The 23874-nt window shown below is 72.3% G+C and carries 21 protein-coding genes; 13 read left to right on the forward strand and 8 right to left on the reverse strand.

Annotated features, from left to right (window positions below):
- Window positions 1–37 precede the first annotated feature (37 nt).
- On the forward strand, window positions 38–829 hold the full coding sequence (locus ABH928_RS13210) for an IclR family transcriptional regulator (RefSeq protein WP_370065621.1): 792 nt from the start codon (window positions 38–40) through the stop codon (window positions 827–829).
- 142 nt (window positions 830–971) lie between these two features.
- On the forward strand, window positions 972–2258 hold the full coding sequence (locus tag ABH928_RS13215) for a glucarate dehydratase family protein (protein ID WP_370065623.1): 1287 nt from the start codon (window positions 972–974) through the stop codon (window positions 2256–2258).
- A gap of 35 nt (window positions 2259–2293) precedes the next feature.
- Here ABH928_RS13215 and ABH928_RS13220 read toward each other — a convergent pair whose 3' ends face one another.
- Together ABH928_RS13220 and ABH928_RS13225 are read right to left on the reverse strand one after the other, a co-directional pair.
- Entirely contained in the window at window positions 2294–3496 is a 1203-nt protein-coding gene (locus ABH928_RS13220; protein ID WP_370065625.1) for a hypothetical protein, read from the reverse strand.
- Window positions 3493–4443 (reverse strand): 5-dehydro-4-deoxyglucarate dehydratase, encoded by a 951-nt coding sequence (locus tag ABH928_RS13225; protein WP_370065627.1) that lies wholly within the window; start codon window positions 4441–4443, stop codon window positions 3493–3495. The genes ABH928_RS13220 and ABH928_RS13225 overlap by 4 nt, the downstream gene beginning before the upstream one ends.
- 233 nt (window positions 4444–4676) lie before the next feature.
- Here ABH928_RS13225 and ABH928_RS13230 point away from each other — a divergent pair, with 233 nt between their 5' ends.
- Together ABH928_RS13230 and ABH928_RS13235 are read left to right on the forward strand one after the other, a co-directional pair.
- Window positions 4677–5519: an NAD-dependent epimerase/dehydratase family protein gene (locus ABH928_RS13230; RefSeq protein ID WP_370065629.1), complete on the forward strand. Its 843-nt coding sequence runs from the start codon at window positions 4677–4679 to the stop codon at window positions 5517–5519.
- A gap of 78 nt (window positions 5520–5597) precedes the next feature.
- Window positions 5598–7082: an aldehyde dehydrogenase (NADP(+)) gene (locus tag ABH928_RS13235; RefSeq protein ID WP_370065631.1), complete on the forward strand. Its 1485-nt coding sequence runs from the start codon at window positions 5598–5600 to the stop codon at window positions 7080–7082.
- Between the two features lie 85 nt (window positions 7083–7167).
- On the opposite strand, the gene ABH928_RS13240 is transcribed toward ABH928_RS13235, so the two are convergent.
- A complete protein-coding gene (locus tag ABH928_RS13240; protein ID WP_370065633.1) occupies window positions 7168–8565 on the reverse strand; it encodes a sugar porter family MFS transporter in 1398 nt (465 codons plus the stop codon).
- Window positions 8566–8983: 418 nt separating this feature from the next.
- On the opposite strand from ABH928_RS13240, the gene ABH928_RS13245 reads away from it, so the two are divergent.
- The 3 genes from ABH928_RS13245 to ABH928_RS13255 all read left to right on the forward strand — a co-directional run bounded on the left by ABH928_RS13245 (window position 8984) and on the right by ABH928_RS13255 (window position 11956).
- Complete coding sequence (locus ABH928_RS13245) at window positions 8984–10390, forward strand: polysaccharide lyase (RefSeq protein WP_370065635.1); 1407 nt, start codon at window positions 8984–8986, stop codon at window positions 10388–10390.
- 100 nt (window positions 10391–10490) lie between these two features.
- On the forward strand, window positions 10491–11252 hold the full coding sequence (locus tag ABH928_RS13250) for a uracil-DNA glycosylase (RefSeq protein WP_370065637.1): 762 nt from the start codon (window positions 10491–10493) through the stop codon (window positions 11250–11252).
- 2 nt (window positions 11253–11254) lie between these two features.
- Complete coding sequence (locus ABH928_RS13255) at window positions 11255–11956, forward strand: glycerophosphodiester phosphodiesterase (protein WP_370066084.1); 702 nt, start codon at window positions 11255–11257, stop codon at window positions 11954–11956.
- On the opposite strand, the gene ABH928_RS13260 is transcribed toward ABH928_RS13255, so the two are convergent.
- Together ABH928_RS13260 and ABH928_RS13265 are read right to left on the reverse strand one after the other, a co-directional pair.
- The gene (locus ABH928_RS13260; protein WP_370065639.1) at window positions 11946–14984 is read right to left on the reverse strand and encodes a polysaccharide lyase family 8 super-sandwich domain-containing protein; all 3039 of its coding nucleotides are present in this window, start codon (window positions 14982–14984) and stop codon (window positions 11946–11948) included. The genes ABH928_RS13255 and ABH928_RS13260 overlap by 11 nt on opposite strands.
- Window positions 14985–15107: 123 nt before the next feature.
- Window positions 15108–15881 (reverse strand): hypothetical protein, encoded by a 774-nt coding sequence (locus ABH928_RS13265; RefSeq protein WP_370065641.1) that lies wholly within the window; start codon window positions 15879–15881, stop codon window positions 15108–15110.
- Window positions 15882–15924: 43 nt separating this feature from the next.
- On the opposite strand from ABH928_RS13265, the gene ABH928_RS13270 reads away from it, so the two are divergent.
- The 6 genes from ABH928_RS13270 to ABH928_RS13295 all read left to right on the forward strand — a co-directional run bounded on the left by ABH928_RS13270 (window position 15925) and on the right by ABH928_RS13295 (window position 20674).
- Window positions 15925–16575: a C39 family peptidase gene (locus tag ABH928_RS13270; protein WP_370065643.1), complete on the forward strand. Its 651-nt coding sequence runs from the start codon at window positions 15925–15927 to the stop codon at window positions 16573–16575.
- 98 nt (window positions 16576–16673) lie between these two features.
- Window positions 16674–16862 carry a hypothetical protein gene (locus tag ABH928_RS13275; RefSeq protein ID WP_370065645.1) on the forward strand — a complete coding sequence of 63 codons (189 nt, stop codon included), beginning with the start codon at window positions 16674–16676 and terminating at the stop codon, window positions 16860–16862.
- Window positions 16863–17064: 202 nt separating this feature from the next.
- On the forward strand, window positions 17065–18078 hold the full coding sequence (locus ABH928_RS13280; protein ID WP_370065647.1) for an ATP-binding cassette domain-containing protein: 1014 nt from the start codon (window positions 17065–17067) through the stop codon (window positions 18076–18078).
- A complete protein-coding gene (locus ABH928_RS13285; RefSeq protein ID WP_370065649.1) occupies window positions 18078–18977 on the forward strand; it encodes an ABC transporter permease in 900 nt (299 codons plus the stop codon). The genes ABH928_RS13280 and ABH928_RS13285 overlap by 1 nt, the downstream gene beginning before the upstream one ends.
- 60 nt (window positions 18978–19037) lie before the next feature.
- On the forward strand, window positions 19038–20117 hold the full coding sequence (locus tag ABH928_RS13290; protein WP_370065651.1) for a DUF3048 domain-containing protein: 1080 nt from the start codon (window positions 19038–19040) through the stop codon (window positions 20115–20117).
- Between the two features lie 83 nt (window positions 20118–20200).
- Window positions 20201–20674 (forward strand): helix-turn-helix domain-containing protein, encoded by a 474-nt coding sequence (locus ABH928_RS13295; protein WP_370065653.1) that lies wholly within the window; start codon window positions 20201–20203, stop codon window positions 20672–20674.
- A gap of 248 nt (window positions 20675–20922) precedes the next feature.
- Here the strand turns inward: ABH928_RS13295 and ABH928_RS13300 are convergent, their stop codons facing one another.
- The 3 genes from ABH928_RS13300 to ABH928_RS13310 form a co-directional block, all read right to left on the reverse strand.
- Window positions 20923–21525, reverse strand: a complete 603-nt coding sequence (locus ABH928_RS13300) for a ClpP family protease (RefSeq protein WP_370065655.1) — start codon at window positions 21523–21525, stop codon at window positions 20923–20925.
- A 1-nt stretch (window position 21526) separates the two neighbouring features.
- Window positions 21527–22165 (reverse strand): ATP-dependent Clp protease proteolytic subunit, encoded by a 639-nt coding sequence (locus ABH928_RS13305; RefSeq protein ID WP_370065657.1) that lies wholly within the window; start codon window positions 22163–22165, stop codon window positions 21527–21529.
- A 112-nt stretch (window positions 22166–22277) separates the two neighbouring features.
- Window positions 22278–23846, reverse strand: coding sequence for a serine hydrolase domain-containing protein (locus ABH928_RS13310; RefSeq protein ID WP_370065659.1), 1569 nt, complete (start codon window positions 23844–23846; stop codon window positions 22278–22280).
- Between the last annotated feature and the right edge of the window lie 28 nt (window positions 23847–23874).

Consider the following 23874-nt stretch of genomic DNA (forward strand, 5'->3'; position numbering starts at 1 on the left):
CTCCAGAAGACCTGTACGAATCCGAGGGGGCCGTTCGATGGCGCAGTCCAGCACCGCCGCAACCACCGCTGCGAGCGGCGGTGCGAACGTCAAGTCCGCGGTGCGCACGGTCGAGTTGCTGGAGTTCTTCGCCGGACGCCCCGGGCTGCACAGTCTGGCCGAGGTCCAGGAGGCGCTGGGCTACCCCAAGTCCAGCCTCTACATGCTGCTGCGCACCCTGGTCGAGCTCGGCTGGGTGGAGACCGACGTCACCGGCACCCGCTACGGGATCGGCATGCGCGCGCTGCTGGTCGGCACCTCGTACATCGACGGCGACGAGGTGGTCGCCGCGACCAGGCCGGTGCTGGACCGGCTCGCCGACGACACCACCGAGACCATCCACCTGGCCCGGCTGGACGGCACCGACGTCGTCTACCTGGCCACCCGCGCCTCGCAGCACTACCTGCGCCCGTTCACCCGCGTCGGCCGGCGGCTGCCCGCGTACGCGACGTCCCTGGGCAAGGCGTTGCTCGCCACCTACGACGACGCCGAGCTGGAGCGGATGCTGCCCGAGCGGTTGGAGCCGATGACCGAGCGGACCCACACCACCCGCGCCGCGCTGATCGAGGACCTGCGGACGGTCCGCGAGCGCGGCTACGCGATGGACCGGGAGGAGAACACCCTGGGGCTGTGCTGCTTCGCGGTCGACATCCCCTACCGCACCCCGGCCCGCGACGCGGTCAGCTGCTCGGTCCCGGTCGCCCGGCTGACGCCGGGGCGGGAGCAGATGATCCGGGACGCGCTGATCGGCGCGCGGGAGCGGCTGGCGCTGGCGACGCGGCACCTCTGAGTTCCCCGACGGGTCAGGCACTGCTGGACGGCTTCGGCACTGCTCGACGGCTCAGGCATTGCCCAGGCGGAGGCACAGTTCTAGGCTGTTCATATCCATGTGATGCGTTCATATGTCTGAATACAGCCGTAAGGGGCAGTCGTTGCGTACTCCCAAGGTCACCGACGTCGTCGTCACGCCCGTGGCGGTGCTCGACCCGCCGTTGCTCAACGCCTCCGGCGTGCATCAGCCGTACCAGCTGCGGGCCGTCATCGAACTGCACACCGACGCCGGGATCACCGGCCTCGGCGAGGCCTACGGAGACGACCCGACGCTCGCCAACCTCCGCGCCGCCGCGCCCGCGCTGGTCGGGCTCTCGGTGTTCGACCTCAACGGCATCGGTACGCGCGTGGCGAAGGCGCTGGGCGGCTCGGTCGACTCGGTCGGCATGACGGACCTGATCGGCGCCGCGTCGCGCGAGAAGTCCGTGGCGCAGACGGTCGGGGCCTTCGAGGTCGCCTGCTACGACGCGCAGGGCAAGGCCACCGGTCTGCGGGTCTGCGACCTGCTCGGCGGCCCGGTGCGGGAGTCCGTCCCGTTCAGCGCCTACCTCTTCTACCGCTGGGCGGCGCACCCCGAAGGCGCGGCCCCCGACGGCTACCCGGACGACGACTGGGGCGCGGCGCTCGACCCCGACGGGATCGTGGCCCAGGCCCGTCGGCTGGTGGACACCTACGGCTTCCGCTCGCTCAAGCTCAAGGGCGGTGTCTTCGAGCCCGAGGCGGAGGTCGAGGCGATCGAGGCGCTGCGGGCGGCCTTCCCCGAGCATCCGCTGCGGCTGGACCCGAACGCCAACTGGTCGGTGGCGACGTCCAAGCGGATCGCGCCCCGGCTGGAGGGCCTGCTGGAGTACCTGGAGGACCCCACCGGCGGCAACCCCGGCATGGCGGAGGTGGCCAGGTCGACCTCGCTGCCGCTGGCCACCAACATGTGCGTCACCTCCTTCGCGGAGGTACCGGAGGCCGCCGCGCTCAACTCGGTCGCCATCGTGCTGACGGACCATCACTACTGGGGCGGCTTCCGGGCCAGCCTGAAGCTGGCGGGCATCTGCGAGACCTTCGGCTGGGACCTCTCCATGCACTCCAACACGCATCTCGGCATCTCCCTGGCCGCGATGACGCACCTGGCCGCCGCCGTCCCCGGCCTCACCTACGCCTGCGACACGCACTCGCCGTGGCAGCGCGAGGACGTGGTCCGGCCCGGCGCGCTCATCTGGTCGGACGGGTCGCTGGCCGTGCCGCAGGGGCCGGGACTGGGCGTCGAGTTGGACCGCGACGCGTTGGAGCGGCTGCACAAGCAGTACCTCGACTGCGGCGTCCGGAGCCGCGACGACCGGGTCGGCATGGTGCTCGCCGACCCGGCCTGGGAGCGCCGCACGCCGCGCTTCTGACGGTCTGTGCGCGCGGCGGTGGTCAGGCGCGGTGGTCAGGCGGTGAGCCCGGCCACCGCCGCGCGGATCGCCGCAAGGTCCGCGGCCGATGCCAATCCGGCATGGTAGAAGCGCAGTTCGGTCGCCCCGGCGGCGACGAGGTCGGCGCACCACGCGGGCAGGTCGTCGAGGTCCGCGCCCATGCCGCGCACCGCCGTGACGGTCGCGGCCACCCGCCGTCCGGGCCCCGCCTGCGTCCGGACGGCGTCCAGTGCGGACGACGCGCGCACCGGGCAGGGCAGGATCGCGCCGTCGGCGGTGGCGTGGAGCGTGGCCGGCTCGGCGCCCGGGTTCGCGCCGACGGCGAGCGGGTCGGGTTGGGTGTGCAGCAGCACGGGCAGTCCCGGCCGCTCGGCCCGGACGGCGTCCAGCACTCCGGCGCGGAACGCGGTGGCCGTGGCGATGCGCATCCGCCGTACCGCGTCAGCGAGTTCGGGCGGGAGCGTGGCATCGTCCGGGCGGCCACCGGCGCGCCCGGAGAAGACCTCGTCCAGGGACTCGCGGACGGCTCGACGCAGGCGCCAGGGCTCCGCGCCGTGGGCGGCGTAGCCGTCCGCGCAGGATCGGCAGAAGCAGAGCGAGAGGAGCAGGCGGGCGGCGGGCGGCAGGGCGACGCCGGAGGTCTTGTCGTGGGCGTGCAGGTGGTCGAAGCCGTACCAGCCGCAGGACTCCAGCTCCAGCCCGGCGAGGTGGGGGAGCGCGGCGGTCTCGGCCGCCAGCGTCGCGCCGTAGCGGCGGACGGCCGGGGAGGACACGCACAGCGCCCACGGGTAGCGGTCGCCGTAGGCGTTGACCACCGCGCTGTCGGGATGGAGCGTCCCCAGGCGCTGGTTGTGCGCCAGCACGGTCCAGGCGTAGACCTCCAGGCCCGCTTCGGCGAGGGATGCCGCGGCCTGCTCGAAGGCTCCTTCGGCGATCCAGGAAGCCGGGGCGGGCTCGAGCTCTCCGCCGTCCGCCCAACGGGCCGGATCCAGGCGGTAGTAGACCGCCGAGTGGTCCGCGGTCACCACCCGGTGCCCGGGGTGACGCGGCGTCAGCGCCCGGACGCTGTGGTACGCGGCGGCCAGGGCGACCCGGCGGATGCCGAGTTCGGCGACCCGGTCCGCACAGCCCGGGTCCTCGACGACGTCCCACGGGTAGAGGTAGGCGCCGACGGGCACGGCCCCGATGTCGGTCCAAGGGTCGGCCGCCGCGCTCACCCGAGCGCCTGGCGGGTGCGGGCGAGCAGGTCCAGCAGCGTGCGCAGGTGCTCCGGCTCGGGCTCGGTCAGCGGCGCCCGGACGCCGCCGACGGCGTGCCCGGCCGCACGGGTCGCGGCCTTGACCAACGAGACCGCGTAGCCCGGCCGTTGGCGGCGCAGCTCGACGTAGGGGCGGAGCAGGACGTCGGTGAGCGTGGTCAGTGTGGCCGCGTCGCCCTTCTCCAGCGCCCGGTGGAAGGCGAGGGCGAGGTCCGGGGCGAAGCAGAACAGCGCGGAGGAGTAGAGCGGGACGCCGATCGCCCGATAGGCCTGCTGCGTCATCTCGGCGGTGGGCATGCCGTTGAAGAAGAGGAAGTCCTCGCCCACGCCGGAGGTGCGCACCGCGCTGACGATACGGAGCATCAGGTCCAGGTCGCCGCGTCCGTCCTTGAAGCCGACGATGTTCGGCACCGTCGCCAACTCCGCGACCGTGTCCGGGGCGAAGGCCACCTGGTCACGCTGGTAGAGGACGAGGTCGAGCGGGGTCGCGGCGGCGAGGGCCGTGTAGTGGCGCAGCAGCCCGTCCTGGCCGCCGTCGGCGCTGTACGGAGGAAGCACCAACAGGCCGTCCACACCCGCGCGTTCGGCGGCGCGGGCGTAGTCGAGGGCGAGCGCGGTGCCGTAGCCGGTGCCGCCGACGACCGGGACCCGGCCGCCCGCCGCACGGACGGCGACCCGCAGCACCTGCTCGTACTCGGCGGGCGCGAGGGCGGGGAACTCACCCGTTCCGCAGGCGGCGAAGACGGCGCCGGGGCCGTCCTCCAGCCGCGCCTCCACATGCCCCTGGTAGCCGACCGGGTCGAAGGCGCCGGAGTCGTCGAAGGCGGTGACCGGGAAGAAGAGCAGTCCGTCGAGGCGGGCGGCCAGGGGCTGGGTGGAGTCGGGCCGGGAGGCGGGAGAGGACAAGGTCGTGGATCCCTTCGGTGGCACGGGAACACAGCAGATCCATGTACATGGTCAGCGTATATGGATCTGAACGCGGGAAAGCGTAAGCGCGCCATTCGACCCGGGTCAAGGGAGCGGCGTCCATATATATGAACAAGGATTGGCATTGTGAACAAGCTGATCTTCTGTGAGCATGGGCAGGGCCGAGAGGCAGGACCGAGACGATGCAGCACCGGCAGCGCGAGGGGGAGACCTTGTCCCGCATTCTCATCACCGGCGCCGCAGGCGGCGTGGGCACCTTGATCCGGCCCCGGCTGGCCCGCGCCGACCGCGTCCTGCGGCTGCTCGACATCGCCCCGCTCACCCCCGGAGCAGCAGGCACGGCCGGGGCGGCGGGAGCCGGCGACGAGGAGCTGATCCAGGCGTCGGTCACCGACCTGCCCGCGATGGAGCAGGCCTGCGCCGGTGTCGACGCGGTGATCCACCTCGGCGGCATCTCGCTGGAGGCGCCCTGGGAGCACATCCTGGACGCCAACATCAACGGCACCTACACCGTCTTCGAGGCCGCCCGGCGGGCCGGAGTGCCGCGCGTCGTGTTCGCCTCCTCCAACCACGCCGTCGGCTTCCGCACCCCGGACGAGTACCCGCTGACCGCCGACACGCCGCCGCTGCCGGACACCTACTACGGCGTCTCGAAGGTCGCGGGCGAGGCGCTCGGCGCGCTCTACCACCACCGCTACGGGCTCGACGTGATCTGCATCCGGATCATGACCTGCTTCCCCGAACCGCCCGACCCGCGTGCGCTGTCCACCTGGCTCTCCCCGGACGACTGCGCCCGGCTGCTGGAGGCCTGCCTCTCCGTGCCGGAGCCGGGCTTCCGGATCGTCTACGGCGTCTCGCCCAACACACGCGGCGGTTGGGTCTCCCTCGACGAGGCGCGGGCCCTCGGCTACCGCCCCGCCGACGACGCCGAGGTCTATGCGGCCGAGGTCCTCGCCGAACACGGCGAGCCGCCTGCGGACGACCCGGTCTACCGTTATGTGGGTGGCCAGTTCACCTTCCCCGATCTCGACGCCGACCGGCGCGACCGGCCCTGATCCGACCGGCCCGGACTCGATCGGCCCAGACTTGACCGGCACTGACCAGGCTCGACCGGCACTGAGGAGACACCTGCGATGACGCACAGCACGTCCCGGACCGACCAGGAACCGCACGTCCAGGGGTACGACCCGCGGACCGGAGAGCCGGTCGGCGCGCCCGTGCCGGCGACCTCGGCCGCCGAGGTCGACCGGATCTGCGCCGACCTGGACGCGACCGCGTCCGTCTGGGCGGGGACCTCGCGCGAGGGCCGGGCCCGCGCGCTGGAGGCGGTCGCCGCCGCGCTGGACGCGCACAGCGACGAACTCGCCGGGCTGGCGGACGCGGAGACCGCGCTCGGCATGCCGCGACTGACCGGCGAGGTCGCCCGGACCACCGGGCAACTGCGGCTCTTCGCCGAGGTGTTGCGCGAGGGCGCGTATCTGGGCCGGGTCGTCGAGCCCGCCGCCGAGGGCCGACCCGACCTGCGCCGGGTGAAGCAGCCGACCGGCCTGGTTGCCGTCTTCGCCGCGTCCAACTTCCCCTTCGCCTTCTCCGTGGCCGGTGGTGACACGGCGTCAGCACTGGCCGCCGGATGTCCGGTGGTGGTCAAGGCGCACGAGGCCCACCCCGGGACCTCGCGGCGCACCGCCGAGCTGGTCAAGGCCGCCCTCGCGGAGGTTGGTGCGCCGCCGGTCTTCGACATCGTGCACGGCTTCGCGGCCGGGGCCGCCGTGATCGGGCACCCGGCCGTCACCGCCGTCGGGTTCACCGGCTCCACGCGTGGCGGACTGGCCCTGGCCCGGCTCTGCGCCGAGCGACCGGTGCCGGTTCCTTTCCACGGTGAGCTCGGCTCCGTCAACCCGGTCGTCGTCCTACCGGGCGCGGCCCGGTCCCGCGCGGCGGAGGTGGCCTCCGGCTACGCGGCCTCGCTGACCCAGGGGGTGGGTCAGTTCTGCACCAACCCCGGACTGATGTTCGTTCCTGATGACGCATCACTAATGGGTGCGCTGGCAGAGTCGGTCGCGGGGACCGACGGCGGACCGATGCTCTCCGCCCGGATCCACGACGCGTGGGCGGCCGCGGTCGCCGAGCTGCGCGGCCGGGACGACGTGCGGGTGCTGGCCGAAGGCCGTCCCGGCAAGGGGCCGTGGGCGGCGACGCCCACGGTCTTCGCCGTCGACGGCGCGGCGTACGACCGCGCGCCGGAGGTCTTCGGTCAGGAGCGCTTCGGGCCGGTCGGCGTGGTCGTGGTCGACGGTGACGCCGACCGTACCCGGACCCGACTCGGAGGCGTCGAGGGCAGCCTGACCGTCAGCGTCCAGCTGGACCGCGATCGGCCGGAGGACATCGATGCGGCCCGCGCGCTGCTGCCGGTGGCGGCACGGCGCGCGGGGCGGCTGGTGGTCAACGGCTGGCCCACGGGCGTCGCGGTGACCCGCGCCCAGCACCACGGCGGCCCGTTCCCGGCCAGCACCAGCCCGGCCCACACCTCCGTCGGCGCCGCGGCCATCGACCGCTGGCTGGTGCCGGTGGCGTACCAGGACGTGCCGTCCGAGCTGTTGCCGCCCGAGCTGCGCTGATCCCGACCAGGGGACGGACCGTCACGGTCCGTCCCCTGCGCGGTGCCTTCGCGTTGCCTGCGCGGTGCCGTCGCGGTGGCTGGCGTCAGCCGCGCAGGCCCAGTTCGATCTGCTCCAGGCTGCGGCCCTTGGTCTCCGGGACCAGGCGCCTGGTCAGCAGCAACAGCACCAGGTTGACGGCCGCGAACACGTACATCGAGGTGCCGACGCCGAGATGGTTCTTGTCCGACATGATCGGGAAGATCGCGCTGATCAGGCCCGTCGCCGCCCAGAGCACGACCGAGCCGACGGCCATGCCCGCCCCGCGCGCCTTGAGCGGGAAGACCTCGGCCATCATCACCCAGACCACCGCGCCCCACCCCAGCTCGTACCCGGCGAGGTAGAGCACGAGCAGCACGACCGTCAGCGTGCCGAGGGTGCCCTTGTCGTGCACGTTGAGCACCACCCAGCCGGTGAGCACCAGGGTGACCACCATGACCACGTTGCCGATCAGCAGCAGCGGCTTGCGCCCCCAGCGGTCCACCACGAAGACGACCCAGGCGGTGAACGCCAGCTTGGTCACGCCCAGCACGATGGCGGAGAGCAGCGCGGTGTTGGCGGTGAAGCCCAGGGCGACCAGCATGGTCGGGAAGTAGGCGTTGATCGCGTTGACGCCGCTGAACTGCTGGCCGATCGCCAGCAGCAGCGCCACCAGCAGCATCGGACGCACCCAGGGCCGCCACAGGTCGCGCACCCGGTAGGTCTGCTCGCTGTCGAGGCGGATCACCTGGCGGATCGAGGCGAGCTCGGCCTCGATCTCGTCGGCCCGGTGGGTGCCCGCCAGCACAGCGCGGGCCTCGTCCTCGCGGCCCAGGTTGAGCAGCCAACGCGGTGTCTCCGGCAGGAAGGTGAGGCCGACGACCAGCACCAGCGCCGGGACCAGCGCGCCGGCGAACATCCACCGCCACAGCGCGTGCGGCTGCAGCCAGTAGTCCACCAGGAACGCGATCAGGATGCCGCTGACGATGAAGATCTGGTTGAGCGATCCCATCGCGCCGCGGATCCGGGCCGGTGCGAGCTCGCTGAGGTAGGTCGGCACGGTCGCGGAGGAGAGGCCGATGCCGACGCCGAGCACGGTCCGGAAGCCGACCAGCGCGCCGAATCCCGGGGCCAGCGCGCAGGCGAGCGTGCCGACGATGACGACGCCGCCCGCCGCCATGATGGTCCGGCGACGGCCGACCCTGCTGGTCAGCCGGGCGGCCAGGCCCGCGCCGACCATCGCGCCGACGGAGAGGCTGGCGGTGAGCATGCCCTTGTCGAAGCCGGACAGGTTCCAGGAATTGGAGATGACGACCAGGATCCCGGCGATCACGCCGAGGTCGTAGCCGAAGAGGATGCCGCCCAGTGCGCCGAAGACGTAGAGGGTGGCCGGGCTGACTCTGCGGGTGACCGTCCCGCGGCCGGGGGACGGCGGGGAGGATGCGGACGCGGTGGCCTGGGTCATGCGGGATCGCCTCGTCTCGGAGCGGGGGCGGTGGATGGTCGTGGCGCGCTTCGCAGGACCGGTCCGGGCCGTTGGCCGTGGCGAGGGGAGGGCGGGGTGACGGCGTTGGTGCCGCTCGGGGATTGAAGCCCCGTCAGGTCCGGCGGGTCAAGGGTCCGCGTCCATATCCGGGATCAACGGCTCGTCGGAATCGCCTGTTTCAATACGATTAGTCGGCTCTATCCGTTCAGGAATCTGAACTAGGATCGAAATGACGAACAACTTTGCCATTCCTTGACGTTCTGGCGATTGCCTCGTCCGGCGTCGGTGCCCACGATGAATCCCACGCTTCGTCAGGACTGGTCCAGGTCATTGCCGTCATTGCCGTCACTGCCTCGGCCCCGGCCCCGAGCCCCAGAGCCTTATGACAAGGAGTCAGATGTCCTCCCATCGTGCCCGTCGACTCGTACCCCTCACCCTGGCCGGCGCCGTCGCCGTGGCGTTGAGCGGGACCGCCGCGCTCGCGTTAGCCGGCACCTCGTCCGCCTCGTCCGCCGCCTCCGTTCCCGGAGACCTCGCCTGCGGCGCCGCGACCACCGCCACCACCACGGCGAGCGGCAGCGCCCCGGGCAACGCCACCGACTGCGACACCGCGACGGGCTGGCAGAGCGCGCCGGCGACGCTGCAGGAGCTCAAGGTCGACCTCGGCTCGACCCAGGCCGTCGACCACGTCACCGTCGTCTGGGGGAGCGGCTACGGCAGCTCCTTCAAGATCCGCACCTCCCCGGACGGCACGACCTGGCACACCCAGACCGCCGTCACAGCCGGGACCGGCGGCACCGAGACCGTCGCCCTGCCCAGCGGAGTCAGCACCCGCTGGATCGAGATCTACGGCGAGCACTACGCGGGCAACGCCGGGTTCACCGTGGACGAGTTCGAGGTCTTCGGCAGCGCGGGCACGCCGACCGCGACGCCGAGCACGTCCGCCAGCGCGAGCGCCTCCGCGTCGGCCAGCGCCTCCGCCTCCGCCAGTGCGACTCCGTCGCCCACCCCGTCGGCGACCTCGACCGGCAGCGGCAGTCCGGCCGCGTGGACGGGGCAGTTCACCGGCTACGGCTCCAGCGCGTGGAAGTCGGCCTGGGGTTGGACCTCCACCGGCGCGTGGGGGCAGGCGCAGTTGCAGGAGATCTCGGACTCGACCGCGCCCGGTGACGGCAGCGCGCTCCAGGTCACCTACGGCGCGGGCTCCTCGGCCAACTCCTGCTCCGACTGCCCGAACCCCGGCGGCGGACAGTTCTACACCCAGCTGAGCTCGATCGGTGGCGGCAGCGCACTGGCCGGCGGCAGCACGCTCGACCTCAAGTACAGCGTGAAGTTCCCGTCCGGGTACGACTGGGGCAAGGCGGGCAAGCTGCCCGGCCTCTACGGTGGCCAGATCGGCCAGGAGTCCGGTGGGAACCACGGCAACGGCTGGTCGACCCGCTACATGTGGCGCGGCACCAGCGCCGCCCCGAACAACGGTGAGGTCTACCTCTACACGCCCACCAACTCCGGCCCGACCGGCTACGGCGTGGACCTCGGCGTCGGCGACTGGAAGTGGCTCGCCGACGGCAACTGGCACACCGTGGAGCAGCTGGTCGATCGCAGCACCGGCGACGTGACGGTCTGGCTCGACGGCAAGCAGGCGGCGTCCTTCTCCGGCGCGGCGTCCGGGATCGGCTCGATCCCGTTCAGCGGGGTCTTCTTCTCCACCTTCTATGGCGGCCACGACACCAGTTGGGGCCCCAAGGTGACCACACACGCGTACTTCGCGGACTTCTCACTGTCGAGCGGCGCGCAGCACTGAGGCTGTTGAAGCACCGAGATCAGGCGGACGGGCGCGCGGCCGTGCGACGATGGCCGTGACGCCCGTCCGCCCGTACTGACCCCGCAGTCCTGGAGCCGCCGTGCCGACCCCTGAGCAGCGGGCCCCGGCCGCCCGCGGCCTCGACGCGCTCGACGCGCTGGTCGGCGACTGCCGGGCCTGCCCGCGCCTGGTCGCCTGGCGCGAGGAGGTCGGGCGGACCAAGCGGCGTTCCTTCGCCGAGTGGGACTACTGGTCCCGCCCGGTCGCGGGCTTCGGGCCGCACGACGCCTCGATGCTGCTCGTCGGCCTGGCCCCGGCCGCGCACGGCGGTAACCGGACCGGACGGATGTTCACCGGCGACCGCTCCGGCGACGTGCTGGTCGCGGCGCTGCACGATCTCGGGCTCGCCAACCAGGCGACCTCCGAGCGGCGCGACGACGGGCTGCGGCTGCACGACGTCCGGTTCACCGCGCCGGTCCACTGCGCGCCGCCGGACAACAAGCCCACGCCGACCGAGCGGGACACCTGCCGCCCGTGGCTGGTCCGCGAACTGGAGCTGATGCGGCCGACGCTGCGGTCGCTGGTGGTGCTCGGCGCGTTCGGCTGGCAGGCCGTCATGCCCGCGCTGGCGCAGGCAGGTTGGCAGGTGCCGCGTCCGCTGCCGCGCTTCGGGCACGGCGTCCGGGTGGATCTCGACGCGAGCGATCCGGGGCGTCCGGGTATGGCGGTGTTCGGCTGCTACCACGTCAGCCAGCAGAACACGTTCACCGGACGGTTGACCCCGGCCATGCTCCGTGAGGTCCTCGCCCGGGCGCACGCGGTGGCGACCGAGGGCAAGACCATGCCGGGCGAAACGGGTTGATCATGCTTGTTGTCGGGCACCGGGGTGCGCCGCGCGTGGCCAGGGAGAACACCCTGGCCTCGATCCGGGCCGCGTTGGAGCTCGGCGCCGACTGGATCGAGGTCGACGTCCGCGTGGCCCGCTGCGGCACGCCGGTGCTGCTCCACGACGCCACGCTGGAGCGGCTCTGGGGTGACCGGCGGCCCGTCGGCGCCCTCGACGCCGAGGAGTTGGCGCGGCTGGGCGGAGGCGGGGTTGAAGGTGGCGGTGGGGGTGTTCCCACGTTGCGCGCGGGCGTAGAGCCGGCCCGCGCGGCGGGCGTGACCGTGATGGTGGACGTTCCCGGCCCGGCCGAGGGCGCGGCGTCGCTGGCGCTGCTGCGCGGGATCGGCGCGCTCGACGCCGTGGTCTTCGCGGGCGACCGGGCCGCGCTCGGCCTGATTCGCGACGCCGCGCCGGATGCCCGGATCGCGCTCAGCTGGGAGTCGCCGCTGCTGCCCCGCCAACGGATCCTGGACCGGATCCGCCCGGAGTTCCTCAACGTCGAGCAGCACCGGGTCACTCCCGCACTGGTCCGGGCCGCGCACCGGCGCGGGCTGCGGGTCAGCGTCTGGACCGTCGACCGCCCGGCCCGGATGGCGCGCCTGGCCGCGCGGGGCGTGGACGTGCTGATCACCAACGACCCCGCCGCGGCCAGGACGGTCATCCCGTCCGTCAGTGGGTGACCACCTCCAGCACCGGCGGATTGCTCGCGTTCTCACGGGAGTTGACCACGACGGCCAGACCGGCCGTGCCCTGCGGTTTCCAGACGGCGAGGGACGCCGTCCCGTCACCGCCCGCTCCGGTCAGCGAGGCGGCGACCGCGCTGGTGACGTCGAGGCCGACCCAGTCCGCGGTGCTGGAGAGGGCGCCGGTGCCGAGCGCGGTGCCGACCGACGGGGCGTTGTTCCAGGTGGTGCCGGTCTCGCTCCAACTGTCCGTGGCGGTGGTGAAGGCCTGGAGCGTGGTCTGGTTGCCGCCCGCGTCCTGGACGCTTCCGTTGAGCCAGAGCACCGCCCGGTCGACCGTCCCGCTGATGCCGGCCGTGTCGAATCTCAGCAGTGCGATCCGGTCGTAGCCGGTGTTGGTCGCATTGGCGTTCTTGATCTGGAGCGTCGTCGACGTCCCGTAGTTGGTGGCGGCGTATGAGCCGTCGCGCACGTAGGTGTCGGCGTTCGCGGGGAGCAGTTGGCCGGTGGCCGGGGTGAGCGCGGCGCCGGAGGCGGCCAGGGTGACGCTGTGCGTGCCGCCGCGGCTGCCGCCGGTCTCCACCAGCAGCCGGACCGCTCCGCCGCTGGTGCCGAGCACGGTCACGGTCGGGTCGGCCGAGACGAGTGAGGTGTAGCCGGAGGCGGTGACGGTGATGTGGACCGTCGCCGCGGCCCGGCTCGGGTCGGAGACGGCGATGGTGAGCTGCCCGCCGCCGGTCTGTGTCGACACCGACGCGGGCGCGTCGACCGTGATCGGCCCGGCGGTGCCCGCCGCGAAGAAGTTGGCCATCGTCACGCCGAGCGCGCTGTCCGTGACGGCCTGCGCGGTCGGGGAGTTGCTGAGGACCGACACCGGCGGCGCGGCGGCGTAGGCGGCGGTCTGCGCCTCGGTGAACGTCGGCAGCAGGACGTAGGAGTAGGTCGCCCCGGCGGGGTTGGCGCCGTGGTCGAGGGCGAGGGAGAGGTAGGGGCGGGTGTCGCTCGCCAGCGTGGTGGGCGCGGAGGCGTTGACGTCCGTCCAGTTGCCGGTGCGGCTGGTGTCGGCGAGCACGACGTTGTTGGCCCCGGCCGGCCAGAGGAAGAAGTAGCCGCCGACGCCGCTGATGCTCGCCCAGCGCACCCCGTTCACCGTGCTGGTCCAACCGGCACCGGTGGCTTGGGCGTTGCCGTTGACCGAGAGGGTGGCGCCGCCGCCGCTGTGCAGGTTGCGGTTCTCCACCGTGGTCACCACCTGGTTGCCGCTGGTCGAGGTGATGCCCGCACCCAGGCAGACCACCGAATCGTCCAGGCAGAACCAGGACTTGACGGCGGTCAGGTTGGTCGACGCCGCCTGCAGCTGCATGCCGACCGCGCCGTAGCTGCCCGCGACGACCGAGCCGCCGACCCAGCTGGTGCTCGGCTTGGTGTTCTCCCCGGCCGAGTTGGCGAGCGGGCCCTGGTCGGCCGTGGTGCCGGGGAGCTGGTACATGTCGGCGGTGTCCCAGTAGGCGTCGTTGAACTGCGCCACGTCGCCGTCGAGATGGAGCTGGCCCATACCGTCGCCGGTGAACCAGCCGTGCAGGTTCTCGCCGTTGATCACCTCGTAGCGGGTGATCTGGCGCGAGCAGAGCGACAGCGAGTACGCCCACCCCGGACGACGGTGCACGGCCCGTGCCATGTCCGGGAACTGACGGTGCGTCTGCGGCTCGGGCGCGGCCGGGACCGAGGAGTCGCCGAGCACGCTCTGCGCCAGGGCGATGCCCGAGACCCCGGCGGTGGACGTGGTCACGGTCTGGCCGGTGGTGTAGTCGACGATCGACTGGGTGGTGGAGGCGATGGTGCTGACCGTGTTGCGCTGCAGCCAGCCCTTGGCGGTCGCGCGCCAGGTCGCGGCCTGGGTGGCGTCGGTGGTGGCCTGGGCGTAGCGCAGCAGCATCAGCGAGGCGGAGAAGCCGTCGCCGGCGTCCGACTCGTTGAAGCGCGAGACGGCCCGGCCGCGCACCGAGTCCAGCATCAGGCCGTTGTGGACCATCGGTGCGAAGCCGTCGGCGACGCCGGTGAAGAGGTCGGTCAGGTTCGGGTCGGTGACCGCCCACTGGGAGCCCTGGAGCAGCAGCACCAGAGCGACGACGTCGGCGAAGTAGATCTCGCCGTAGGTGCCGGTGTAGGCGACGCCGGTGTGCTGCTGGTACGAGCCGTCCGCGTAGAGGCCGTCGCCGTACATCACCAGCGGCAGCGCGGGGGAGAGGTCGGCGACTCCGGTGCTGATGGCGGTCGCGTCGGAGCCGAGCGCGCCGCGCACGATCACCGCGCGGCACTCGTCGAGGCGGTTGGCTCCGGTCGAGGTGGTCGAACTGCTCGGCACGATCAGCTGCTTGGTCGGGTCGGGCACGAAGGCGTCGATGGCGGCGCAGCAGGCGGCGACCTGAGTGGACGTCAGCTGGCTGTACATCAGGATCGCGGTGTCCTCCAGCGCCTGGCTGGAGCCGATCTGCCAGTCCCACCAGTTGTTGTACGGGGTGGTGCCCGGCGCGTAGACGGAGCTCGTCATGAAGTCGAGCGCCGACGCCACCGTGGCCGCCAGCGAGGAGCTGCCGGTGTAGGCGGTGCCGGGGACGGTCCAGGCCAGGGCCAGGGTCTTGAGCCGGGAGAAGCTGGTGGTCATGTTGGCCGAGACCGAGCCGAGCGGCAGGTCGGACCAGAGCGAGGTCCGGCCCGAGCCGGTCTGGATCGAGCTAAGGAACGCGGCGGCCTCGGCGTTGAGCCCGGCGATCGCCGGGGCGTAGACCGAGGGGGACGTGTCGGTCACGCCGCCGGTGAGATAGCCGGTCCAGGCGGAGCGCAGCGCCGCGTAGGGGTCGGTGGTGGCGGCGACCGGAGAGGCCGCGCCGAAGGGCAGCGCGAGCGCGCCCAGCCCGAGGCCGCCCAGTTGCAGCAGGCGACGTCGGGTCAGCGCCGGGAGCGGGGGCAGGGAGGCGGAGAGGGAGGGAGAGGAGGGATGGCGATCGGCGGGGGAGTGGCGCACGCGGGCCTCCGAGGCATCGGGATGCCACGGATAGTGCTCACTCGTATGATCGGACGTCAATAAGTTGGGATCGATTCACCGAATTTCGTTCAAACGATCAGGTGATCAGTCGCCTGCTGGTGCTCAGGCCCGGCGCAGCTCGATCCAGACGCTCTCCGCCTCGCCGAGCAGGCGTCCCGTGCTGCCGTAGAGCGCCGTGCAGGTGGTGAACTTGCGGCCGTCCTGGCTGATCAGACGCGAGGTGATCACGCAGGCCTCGCCCGGCGCGGGCGCCCCGTCCACCCGCGCGGTGATCCGGCCGAGCACCACCTCCCGGGTCTCCAGATCCACCGTCCACGCGCCGGGGCAGTCCAGCGCGGCCCAGACGAACTCCGGGCGGACGGTCGATGCGCCCGGGTCGGCGAGCGTCGCGCTCGGGGTCCAGGTGCAGGCGTGCAGTGCGCCCGGCTCGTCACTGACCGGGCCGGAGAAGAGGTGCAGCCCCTCGCGGTCGCCGCGTCCGGTGCCGCAGACGAAACAGGTCGGGAAGGGGTGGTGCTTGTGGCCGCGGAAGCCCGCCTCGGCCGCCTCGGCGACGTCGAAGGGCACCGGCGGCGGCGTCCCCAGACCGGCCAGCCGGGCCGGAGCGGCCTCGGCGACCAGCAGCTCCCCGTCGAGCAGCCGCACCGCCCCCGCGACGCCGTCCGGAGTCGGCACGACGGCCATCGGCCGGTCCAGCGGCGGCGGCTGACGGAGCGTCACCACAACAGCCGGGGCGTCACCGCTGGAGGCGTCACTGCTGGAGCTGCCACTGCCGGCGACGTGCTGGGCCAGGGCGCCGGAGATCCAGCCGCCGTTCGCGGACGTGGGCGGGCCGTTGAACAGGGGCGGGACGACCAACTCGACGGGGTTCGACATGCGCCGATCCTCGCATGTGGGAGCACGTGGTAGAACGACGGTCATGATCGCGCCTGCCGACGTCGTGCACGACGTGCCGTACTACGCCCAGTGGGAGTCTCCCGACCTGATCGAGGCGATCATCGGGGGGCGGCTGTCCGCGGCCGATGACCCGGCCTGGGCGGCGTCCGGCGCGACGACGCCGGAGGAGTACGCCTGGTGGGCCCGGCGACTGTGCGGGATGGCCTGCCTGCGGATGGCGCTGCACCACGTCACCGGCGCGGAACCCCCGCGCGCCCTGGAGCTGGCCCGTGACTACCTGCGGGCCGGCGCCTACGTGAAGCGGGACGACGGCGGGCTGGACGGGCTGATCTACGCGCCGTTCGCCGCGCACACCAGCGCGCGTCACCCGCTGCACGCGCAGGTGCGCGCGGAGTTGACGCTCGGCGAGGTCGCCGCGTCGGTGCGGGACGGGAGCCTGGTGATGCTCTCGGTCCACCCCTCCGTCCGCACGCCCGAGCGGCAGCCGCCGCAGCGCGGCGGACACCTGGTCCTCGCCGTCGGGGCGGGCGAGAGCGCTCAGGGCGGCGTCCTGTTCCTGCACAACCCCTCCGGCTTCGCCGGGCGGTCGCAGCGCTTCGTCCGACTGACCTGCACCGAGTTGGAGCCCTTCTTCGCCGGACGCGGCGTGGTGCTGACCGGTCGCGCTGCGTGAGCGCGAGCGACTGAGCGTTTGACTGGTTGACCTCGGCGACTTCCGCGCGGCGTACTGGTGGGAGAGCGCGGGTCGTCGTCGGCGGAAGGTGGGACACCATGTGGGTCCCCAGAGTCATCGGACTGGTGCTGATCGCGATCGGCGGGGTCTGGATCGCGCAGGGGGTCGGCGCGTTGCACGGGTCGGTGATGACCGGGCGTCCCGGCTACACCGTGCTCGGGGTCCTGCTGGTGGCGGGCGGCGTGGCGCTGCTCGTCCTCGGCCTGCGCGGGCGTCCCCGCGACTGAGTCGATCAGGAAGCGCTCCGCCCGGTTGTCGGTGGCAACCCGTTCGGCGCATCCTGGGGGAGTCAGGGCTCAGAGCCTCCCGGGCCTGCACGTCGCAGTGGCGAGGTGAGGCATGGTTGCACCCGGGCCGTCCGGCGGCGCTCACGGCGCCCCACCGGACGACGCGTCGATACCGATCCCCTCGGCCTCCGCGCATGCGCAGGTGAACACGTCTGCGACTGCGGATGCGGCGGAGGAGACGGTCATCCGCGCCGCAGCGCTGACCAAGGTCTACCCCAAGGCCACCGTGCCGGCCGTGGACGGCATCGACCTGGCCGTCCGTCGGGGCGAACTCTTCGGGCTGCTGGGCCCGAACGGCGCCGGCAAGACCACCACCGTGGGCATGCTGACCACCCGCGTCATCCCCACCTCCGGCCGGGCCGAGGTCGCCGGGATCGACGTGGTCACCCGGTCCACGCTGGCCAAGCAGGTCATCTCGGTGGTCACCCAGCAGAACACGCTGGACCGCGCGCTCACGGTGCGCGAGAACCTCTACTTCCACGGCCTCCTCTTCGGCCTGCCCTCGCGTCAGGCCCGCGCCGCCGCGGACGCGCTGCTGGAGCGGTTCCACCTCACCGCGCAGGCGGACGCCTCGGTGCACATCCTCTCCGGCGGCATGGCACAGCGGCTGATGGTCGCCCGCGCGATCCTGCATCGCCCCGCCGTGCTCTTCCTCGACGAGCCGACGGCCGGTCTCGACCCGCAGAGCCGTCTGGCGCTCTGGGAGGTGCTGGCCGGGCTGATCGCCGACGGGCAGACGATCCTGCTGACCACCCACAACATGGAGGAGGCGGACCGGCTCTGCGACCGCGTCGCCATCATCGACCACGGCCGGATCCTCGCCCTGGACACGCCGACCGCGCTCAAGCGGGGCATCGAGGCGGACACCCAGGTCACCGTCCAACTCGTCGATCACGGCGGCGACACCGGTGCGGAGGACGCCTCCCACGACGGGCAGGCGCTGGCCGAGCTGCTGTCCCGGCGGGTGCCCGGCGTGGTGCGCACGCGCGTCGCCGACGGACGCGTCGAGCTCCACGTCGACGGCGGCGACCGGCTGCTGCCCCGCGTCCTTGCGGCCGCCGAGTCCGAGGGGTTCCAGGTCGCCGACCTGTCCGTGGCCGAGACGACGCTGGAGACCGTCTTCATCCGGCTGACCGGGAAGGAGTTGCGGGACTGATGTCGGCTCACCTCGCACGTCCGGTGCAGGCCCCGGCGGACGCGACTGCGCCCGTGGCACTGCGGCCCACCCGTTCCGCCGCCGCGTCCAGCCGGACCGCGCTCGGCGCGCTGATCCGCCGTGACCTGACGGTGCTGCGCAAGAACTTCGGCGAGTTCGTCGGACGCACCATCATGCAGCCGCTGCTGCTCGTCTTCGTCTTCCTCTACGTCTTCCCGACCATCGGCCAGGGCGTCGGCGGAGGCGGCGGACGAGCAGGCGAGTCGGACTTCGCCACGGTGCTGGTGCCGGGCGTGGTGGCGATCTCCATCATGTTCCAGGGCATCCAGTCCGTTGCCATCCAGCTGTCCCAGGAGTTCGGCTTCACCCGCGAGATAGAGGACCGGGTGCAGGCGCCCTGCCCGATCTGGCTGGTGGCACTGGCCCGAGTGCTGTCGGGTGCGACGCAGGCGCTGATCTCCGCGCTGATCGTCTTCCCGATCGCGGCCGTGGTCCACGCACCGGGCGTGCAGGCGCACTTGAGCGTGCACTGGTGGGTGGTGGTGACGCTGATCCCGCTGGCGTGCGTGGCGATGACCTCCCTCGGGCTCGTGCTCGGCACCACCTTCGAGCCGCGCAACATCGGGTTGATGTTCGGCTTCGTGGTGCTGCCGCTGGTCTTCCTCGGGGGCACCTACTACCAGTGGACCCGGCTGGGAGCGGTCCACGTCGGCGGGTTCCACTGGCTCCAAGTGCTGGTGCTCGTCAACCCGTTGATCTACATTGCCGAGGGCATGCGGGCCGGGTTCACCGACGCGTCGCACATGTCCCTGGTGGTGATCTACCCCGTACTGACCGGCTTCTGCGCCCTGTTCCTGGCACTCGGCCTGCGCAACTTCCGGCGCCGCGTGCTGTCGTGAGGCTCTTCGGTTGTTTCCGGCGTCCCTGTCCCGACCTTCTCCCGCAGGTGGTGAGCGCGTATGACGGACCAGGCGAATCCCGACCCGCACCAGGGCGGCTCCTCCGGAGCCCCGTCCCCGTTCCACTCCCGCAATTCGCGGCGTCGCGGCTCCCCGACCCGCAGAGCCTGGATCGCAGCCGTCGCGGCCCTGGCAGCCGTTGGCGTCGGGGCAGGACTCGCGGCCTGCGGCGGAGGCAAACCCGCGCCGACGAAGACCACCCAGCCGCCGCCCCCGCCCACCACGAGCGCGCCACCGGCGCCCAGCAACCCGCTGACCGGGCAGGGCCCGGAGGGCCACGTGCTGGCGGTCAAGATCGACAACGTCGGGCAGGCCCAGTACCAGCAGACCGGACTCAACTCGGCCGACCTGGTCTACGCGATCCAGGTCGAGGGCGGCCTCAGCCGCTACCTCGTCGTCTTCGACAGCAACCACGTCCCGTCCAAGGTCGGCCCGGTGCGCAGCGCCCGGCAGACCGACATCCCGCTGCTGGCCGCGTTCGGGCACGTCGGACTGGCCTACTCGGGCGCGATATCGGGGCTCAAACCGGACCTGGCGGCGGCCAACCTGCAGGAGATCAACCCGATCAACAACGCCAACCTGTTCAGCAACGGCGGGAGTGCGCCGACCTACATCCAGCCGTCGCAGGTCTTCGCCGCCTTCCCCAAGCTGGCCCAGGCCCAGGACATCGGCCTCCACTTCGGCGCGGAACCGGCGGGCGGGTCGGCGGCGGGTTCGGTCACGGCGACCATGCCGGCCGCGTCCTTCACCTTCACGGCCTCGGGCAACCAGTGGCTGGTCTCCGCCGACGGCCACCCGGTGAACACCCTCGACGCGGGCCGGGCCAACACGGTCAACGTGATCGTCCAGCACGTCAAGGTGGTCCAGGGCAAGTACACCGACTACAACGCCGGTCACGCCGACAACGAGGTCTTCTCCGAGACCACCGGCCAGGGCAGCGCCGACTTCTACCGCGACGGCAAGGTCTGGCACGGCCAGTGGTCGAAGCCGTCGGACACCTCCGCGACGCAGTACACGGTCGGCGGCAAGCCGATGGAGCTGGCCCCGGGGCGCACCTGGATCGTGCTGGAGGGCGGCTGAGCTCCGGACGAGTCCGGTTCGACTTCACCCAGGGCAGAACGCCGTTCCCTTCCCCCGGCGACCAGGATCCCTAGGCTGGAGGGATGAGCAGTCACGCGCCGGACGAGGCCCGCGTCATCCCGCTGCGCCGGCAGACACCCGTGCAACAGACGCCCGTGCCACCGACACCCGTGCAGCAGCCACCTGTTCAACAGCCACCTGTTCAGCAGACGCCCGTGCAGTCGGCTCCCGTGCCGAGGGAGCCGCTCTGGCGCGACCTCGTCGGCGGTGCGCTGCGGCGCGAGCGGCTCGCGCAGGAGCGGACGCTGAAGGAGGTCGCGGAGTCGGCCCGGATCTCGATGCCGTACCTGTCGGAGCTGGAGCGCGGACGCAAGGAGGCCTCCTCCGAGGTGCTCGCGGCGGCCGCCCGGGCCCTCGGGCTCGGCCTCGGTGATCTGCTCTCACTGGCCCAGGACGACCTGGCCCGGTCCCGATACTCGCGCAGCAGCGTGGACCGGGGACGCACGACGTCAACGTCGTCCGCGTCGCGCCACGACGGCCTCTGCCTCGCCGCCTGACCGAGCGCCCAGCCACGGCCGGTACTCCCCTCGTGGTACCGGCCGTGTGGAGGAGGGCTCCCGGCCGCTGGGCCGGAAGCCCGCCTCCCGTCCCCGTCAGGACACCTGGACGGCAGGGCTCTCAACCTCGCCGTGGTAGGCGTAGTTCCCGTTGATGGTGGCCCAGACGTCCGGGGTGCTGGTTAAACGATCGACCGTCAGTACCCCAGCGGCCAGGCTTTTGCGCGAGCATGCAAAGGCTTTCCTGCTCACGTGAACGGGACCCGTCGGCTCAGCACCTGGTCGGCGATGCCGTAGGCGACGGCCTCCTCGGCGGTGAGGATCTTGTCGCGGTTCATGTCCGCGCGCAGTGTGGCCGGGTCGTGGTGCGTGTGCCGGGCGAGGACCTCCTCCACCTGCGCGCGGATGCGGGCCATCTCCTTGGCCGCCACGCTGAGGTCGGAGACCGTCCCCTGCTGCCCGCCGCTGGCGGGTTGGCCGAGCAGCACCCGCGAGTGCTGGAGCACGAGCCGCCGCCCGGGATCCCCGCCGGCCAGCAGCACCGCCGCCGTCGACGCCGCCTGACCGACGCAGAACGTGGAGATGGGCGCCTGCACGAACGTCATCGTGTCGTAGATCGCCATCAGCGAAGTGAACGATCCCCCAGGCGAGTTGAGGTAGATCGAGATCTCCTGGTCCGGGTTGGCCGACTCCAGGTGCAGGAGCTGCGCGATGACGACGTTGGCGACCCCGTCGTCGATCTCGGTGCCGAGGAAGATGATCCGCTCGTTCAGCAGCCGGCTGAAGACGTCGTAGGAGCGCTCGCCCTGCGCGGTCCGCTCGACGACGTAGGGAACCGTGTACGACCCCATGTCACAACCCCATCCGCGGACGCGAGGTGGCCGGGCGGATGTCGGTGAGCGACTCCACCACCCGGTCCACCATTCCGTACTCCTTGGCCTGTTCGGCGGTGAACCAGCGGTCCCGGTCGCCGTCCCGCGAGATCGTCTCCTCGCTCTGACCGGTGTGCTCGGCGGTGATCCGCTCGATGGCCTTCTTGGTGAACTCCAGGTTCTCCGCCTGGATCTCGATGTCCGCGGCGGTGCCGCCGATGCCCGCGGAGGGCTGGTGCATCATGATCCGCGCGTTCGGCAGCGCGAGCCGCTTGCCGCGCGCCCCGACGCTCAGCAGGAACTGGCCCATGCTGGCGGCCATCCCCATCGCCAGCGTCGAGACGTCGTTGGGGATGAGCCGCATGGTGTCGAAGATGGCGAGACCCGCGGTGACCGAACCCCCGGGGCTGTTGATGTAGAGGCTGATGTCGGTGCGCGGGTCCTCCGCCGAGAGCAGCAGCAACTGCGCGCACACCCGGTTGGCCGACACCTCGTCGACCTGGGTGCCGAGCAGCACGATCCGCTGGGCGAGCAGCTGCGCGGCGAGGTGGTCGTCGAAGCGGCTGGGCGGCGTGTCGCCGTCCTCCGCGCGGGGCGCGAGCGGGGTGAGTGGAGTCATCGGGTCTCCTCGTCGAGGCTGGGATTTGCCGTCCACTCCACTCTTGACCTGGAACGACCCCCGGATACCGTTTCTCTGCCCGTGGCAGATTCGCCACGGGCAGAGCGGCGAATCACCGTTCGGTGCGGACCAGCTTGGCGTTGATCGGCTCCGCCGGGATCTGGCGGTTGGCGTGGACCACGCCCACCTGACCGGTGCTCGGGCGGACGAGCAGCGAGGTCGCCGAGGCGTCGCCGCCGCCCGCGTGGCCGACGGCGTCACGGGTGAGGTGCAGCAGCCAGCCCAGGCCGATCTGGGCGCCGGAGTCGTCGCGGGTGGCCTGCGGCGTCAGCGCCTGCTCCGCGAGCTCGGCGGGCAGCAGCGAGCGCCAGCCCGTGGCGAAGCGGACCAGGTCCGGCGCCGTCGACCAGAGCCCGCCCGCCGCCTGGAGGGTGGCGAGCGGCGTCGGGACGGGCTCGAACTGCCCGTCCTCGCCCAGCCGGTAGCCGGTGACCGGGTCATTCTCGGGCACCGTCAAGGGGAACGAGGACGCGTCCATCCCGAGCGGGCCGAGGACCAGCCCAGCCGCCGCCTCGGCGTAGCGGAGTCCGGTCAGCTGGGCGACCAGCTCGCCGAGGACCGCGAACCCGCCGTGGCTGTAGGTGAATTCACCGCGCGGCCCGGAGCAGCCCACGACCGGGCCCAGCAGCGCGCCCACGTCCGTGACCGGTTCGCCGAACGCTCGCTCCGGATTGTCCACACCGCCGGTGTGACTGAGCAGGTGACGAACCGTCACCTCACTGTCGGCGAGGCGAAGCGTCCGCAGGTGGTCGTCGACGCGGTCGTCAAGGCCGACAGCGCCCTCACCGACCAGCCGCAGCACGGCCGTTGCCGTGATCAGCTTGGTGATCGCGTAGGCGGGGAACCGGTGGTCGGGGCGCAGCGGGACGCCCCGCTCCAGATCGGCCCAGCCACGCGCGTGGGCCCAGAGGGCGGCCGGGCCGTCCGCGCCGTCCGAGTCGCTCCGGCCGCCCGAGCCCGCTGCGACGAGTCCCACCAGGCCGAGGTCGCCGTGCGACTCCGCGACCAGGCCCGGTACGGCCTGCGGTACCGGCCCGTCGGTGGACGTCGGCGGCTCGGCGACGCGGGGGTCGCGCACGCGTTGCCCCGCCGGGTAGACGCGAAGCCCGATCAGGCGGTGCGGCGGGAGCCGGTCGGCGACGGCCTCGACGCGCAGGTCGCCGAGACCGGCGCGAAGCGCCTGCGGCGCGGATCCCAGCACGGTCAGCGGCTCGCGCAGCCGCGCCGCCTGTCCGGCCAGGGTGGTGGCGATCTGGTCGGCCGGGACCATGCTCAGGAAGTGGTCGGCGAAGTGCTCGCCCAACTCGGCGCGGTCGGGCGCCGTCCAGCCGGGCCGGTCGGCCTCGCGGAACCGCTCCACCACCCAACGGACCTGCGTCAGCGCCTGGTTGTCGACCCCGACGCCCGCACCGGCGGCGTCGAGCGCGGCGATGTGCTCCTTGAGGGCGGTCCAGCTGGGCAGCCCGTGCTCGCGGGCGACAGCGAGTTGGGCGTCGTGCAGCGTCGGGAACTCGCCTGCGGCGAGCCGGCGCTTGGCCTCCAGCTTGAGGAAGCGGAGGTTCGGGCGGTCGGGCAGTGCCCGCGACGAAGCAGAAGCGTCGGACGACTTCTCGGACGACATGGCAGTCCTTCCTCGGCGCCCGCGGGTT

The organism is Streptacidiphilus sp. MAP5-3 (assembly GCF_041262505.1).
Classification (GTDB): domain Bacteria; phylum Actinomycetota; class Actinomycetes; order Streptomycetales; family Streptomycetaceae; genus Streptacidiphilus.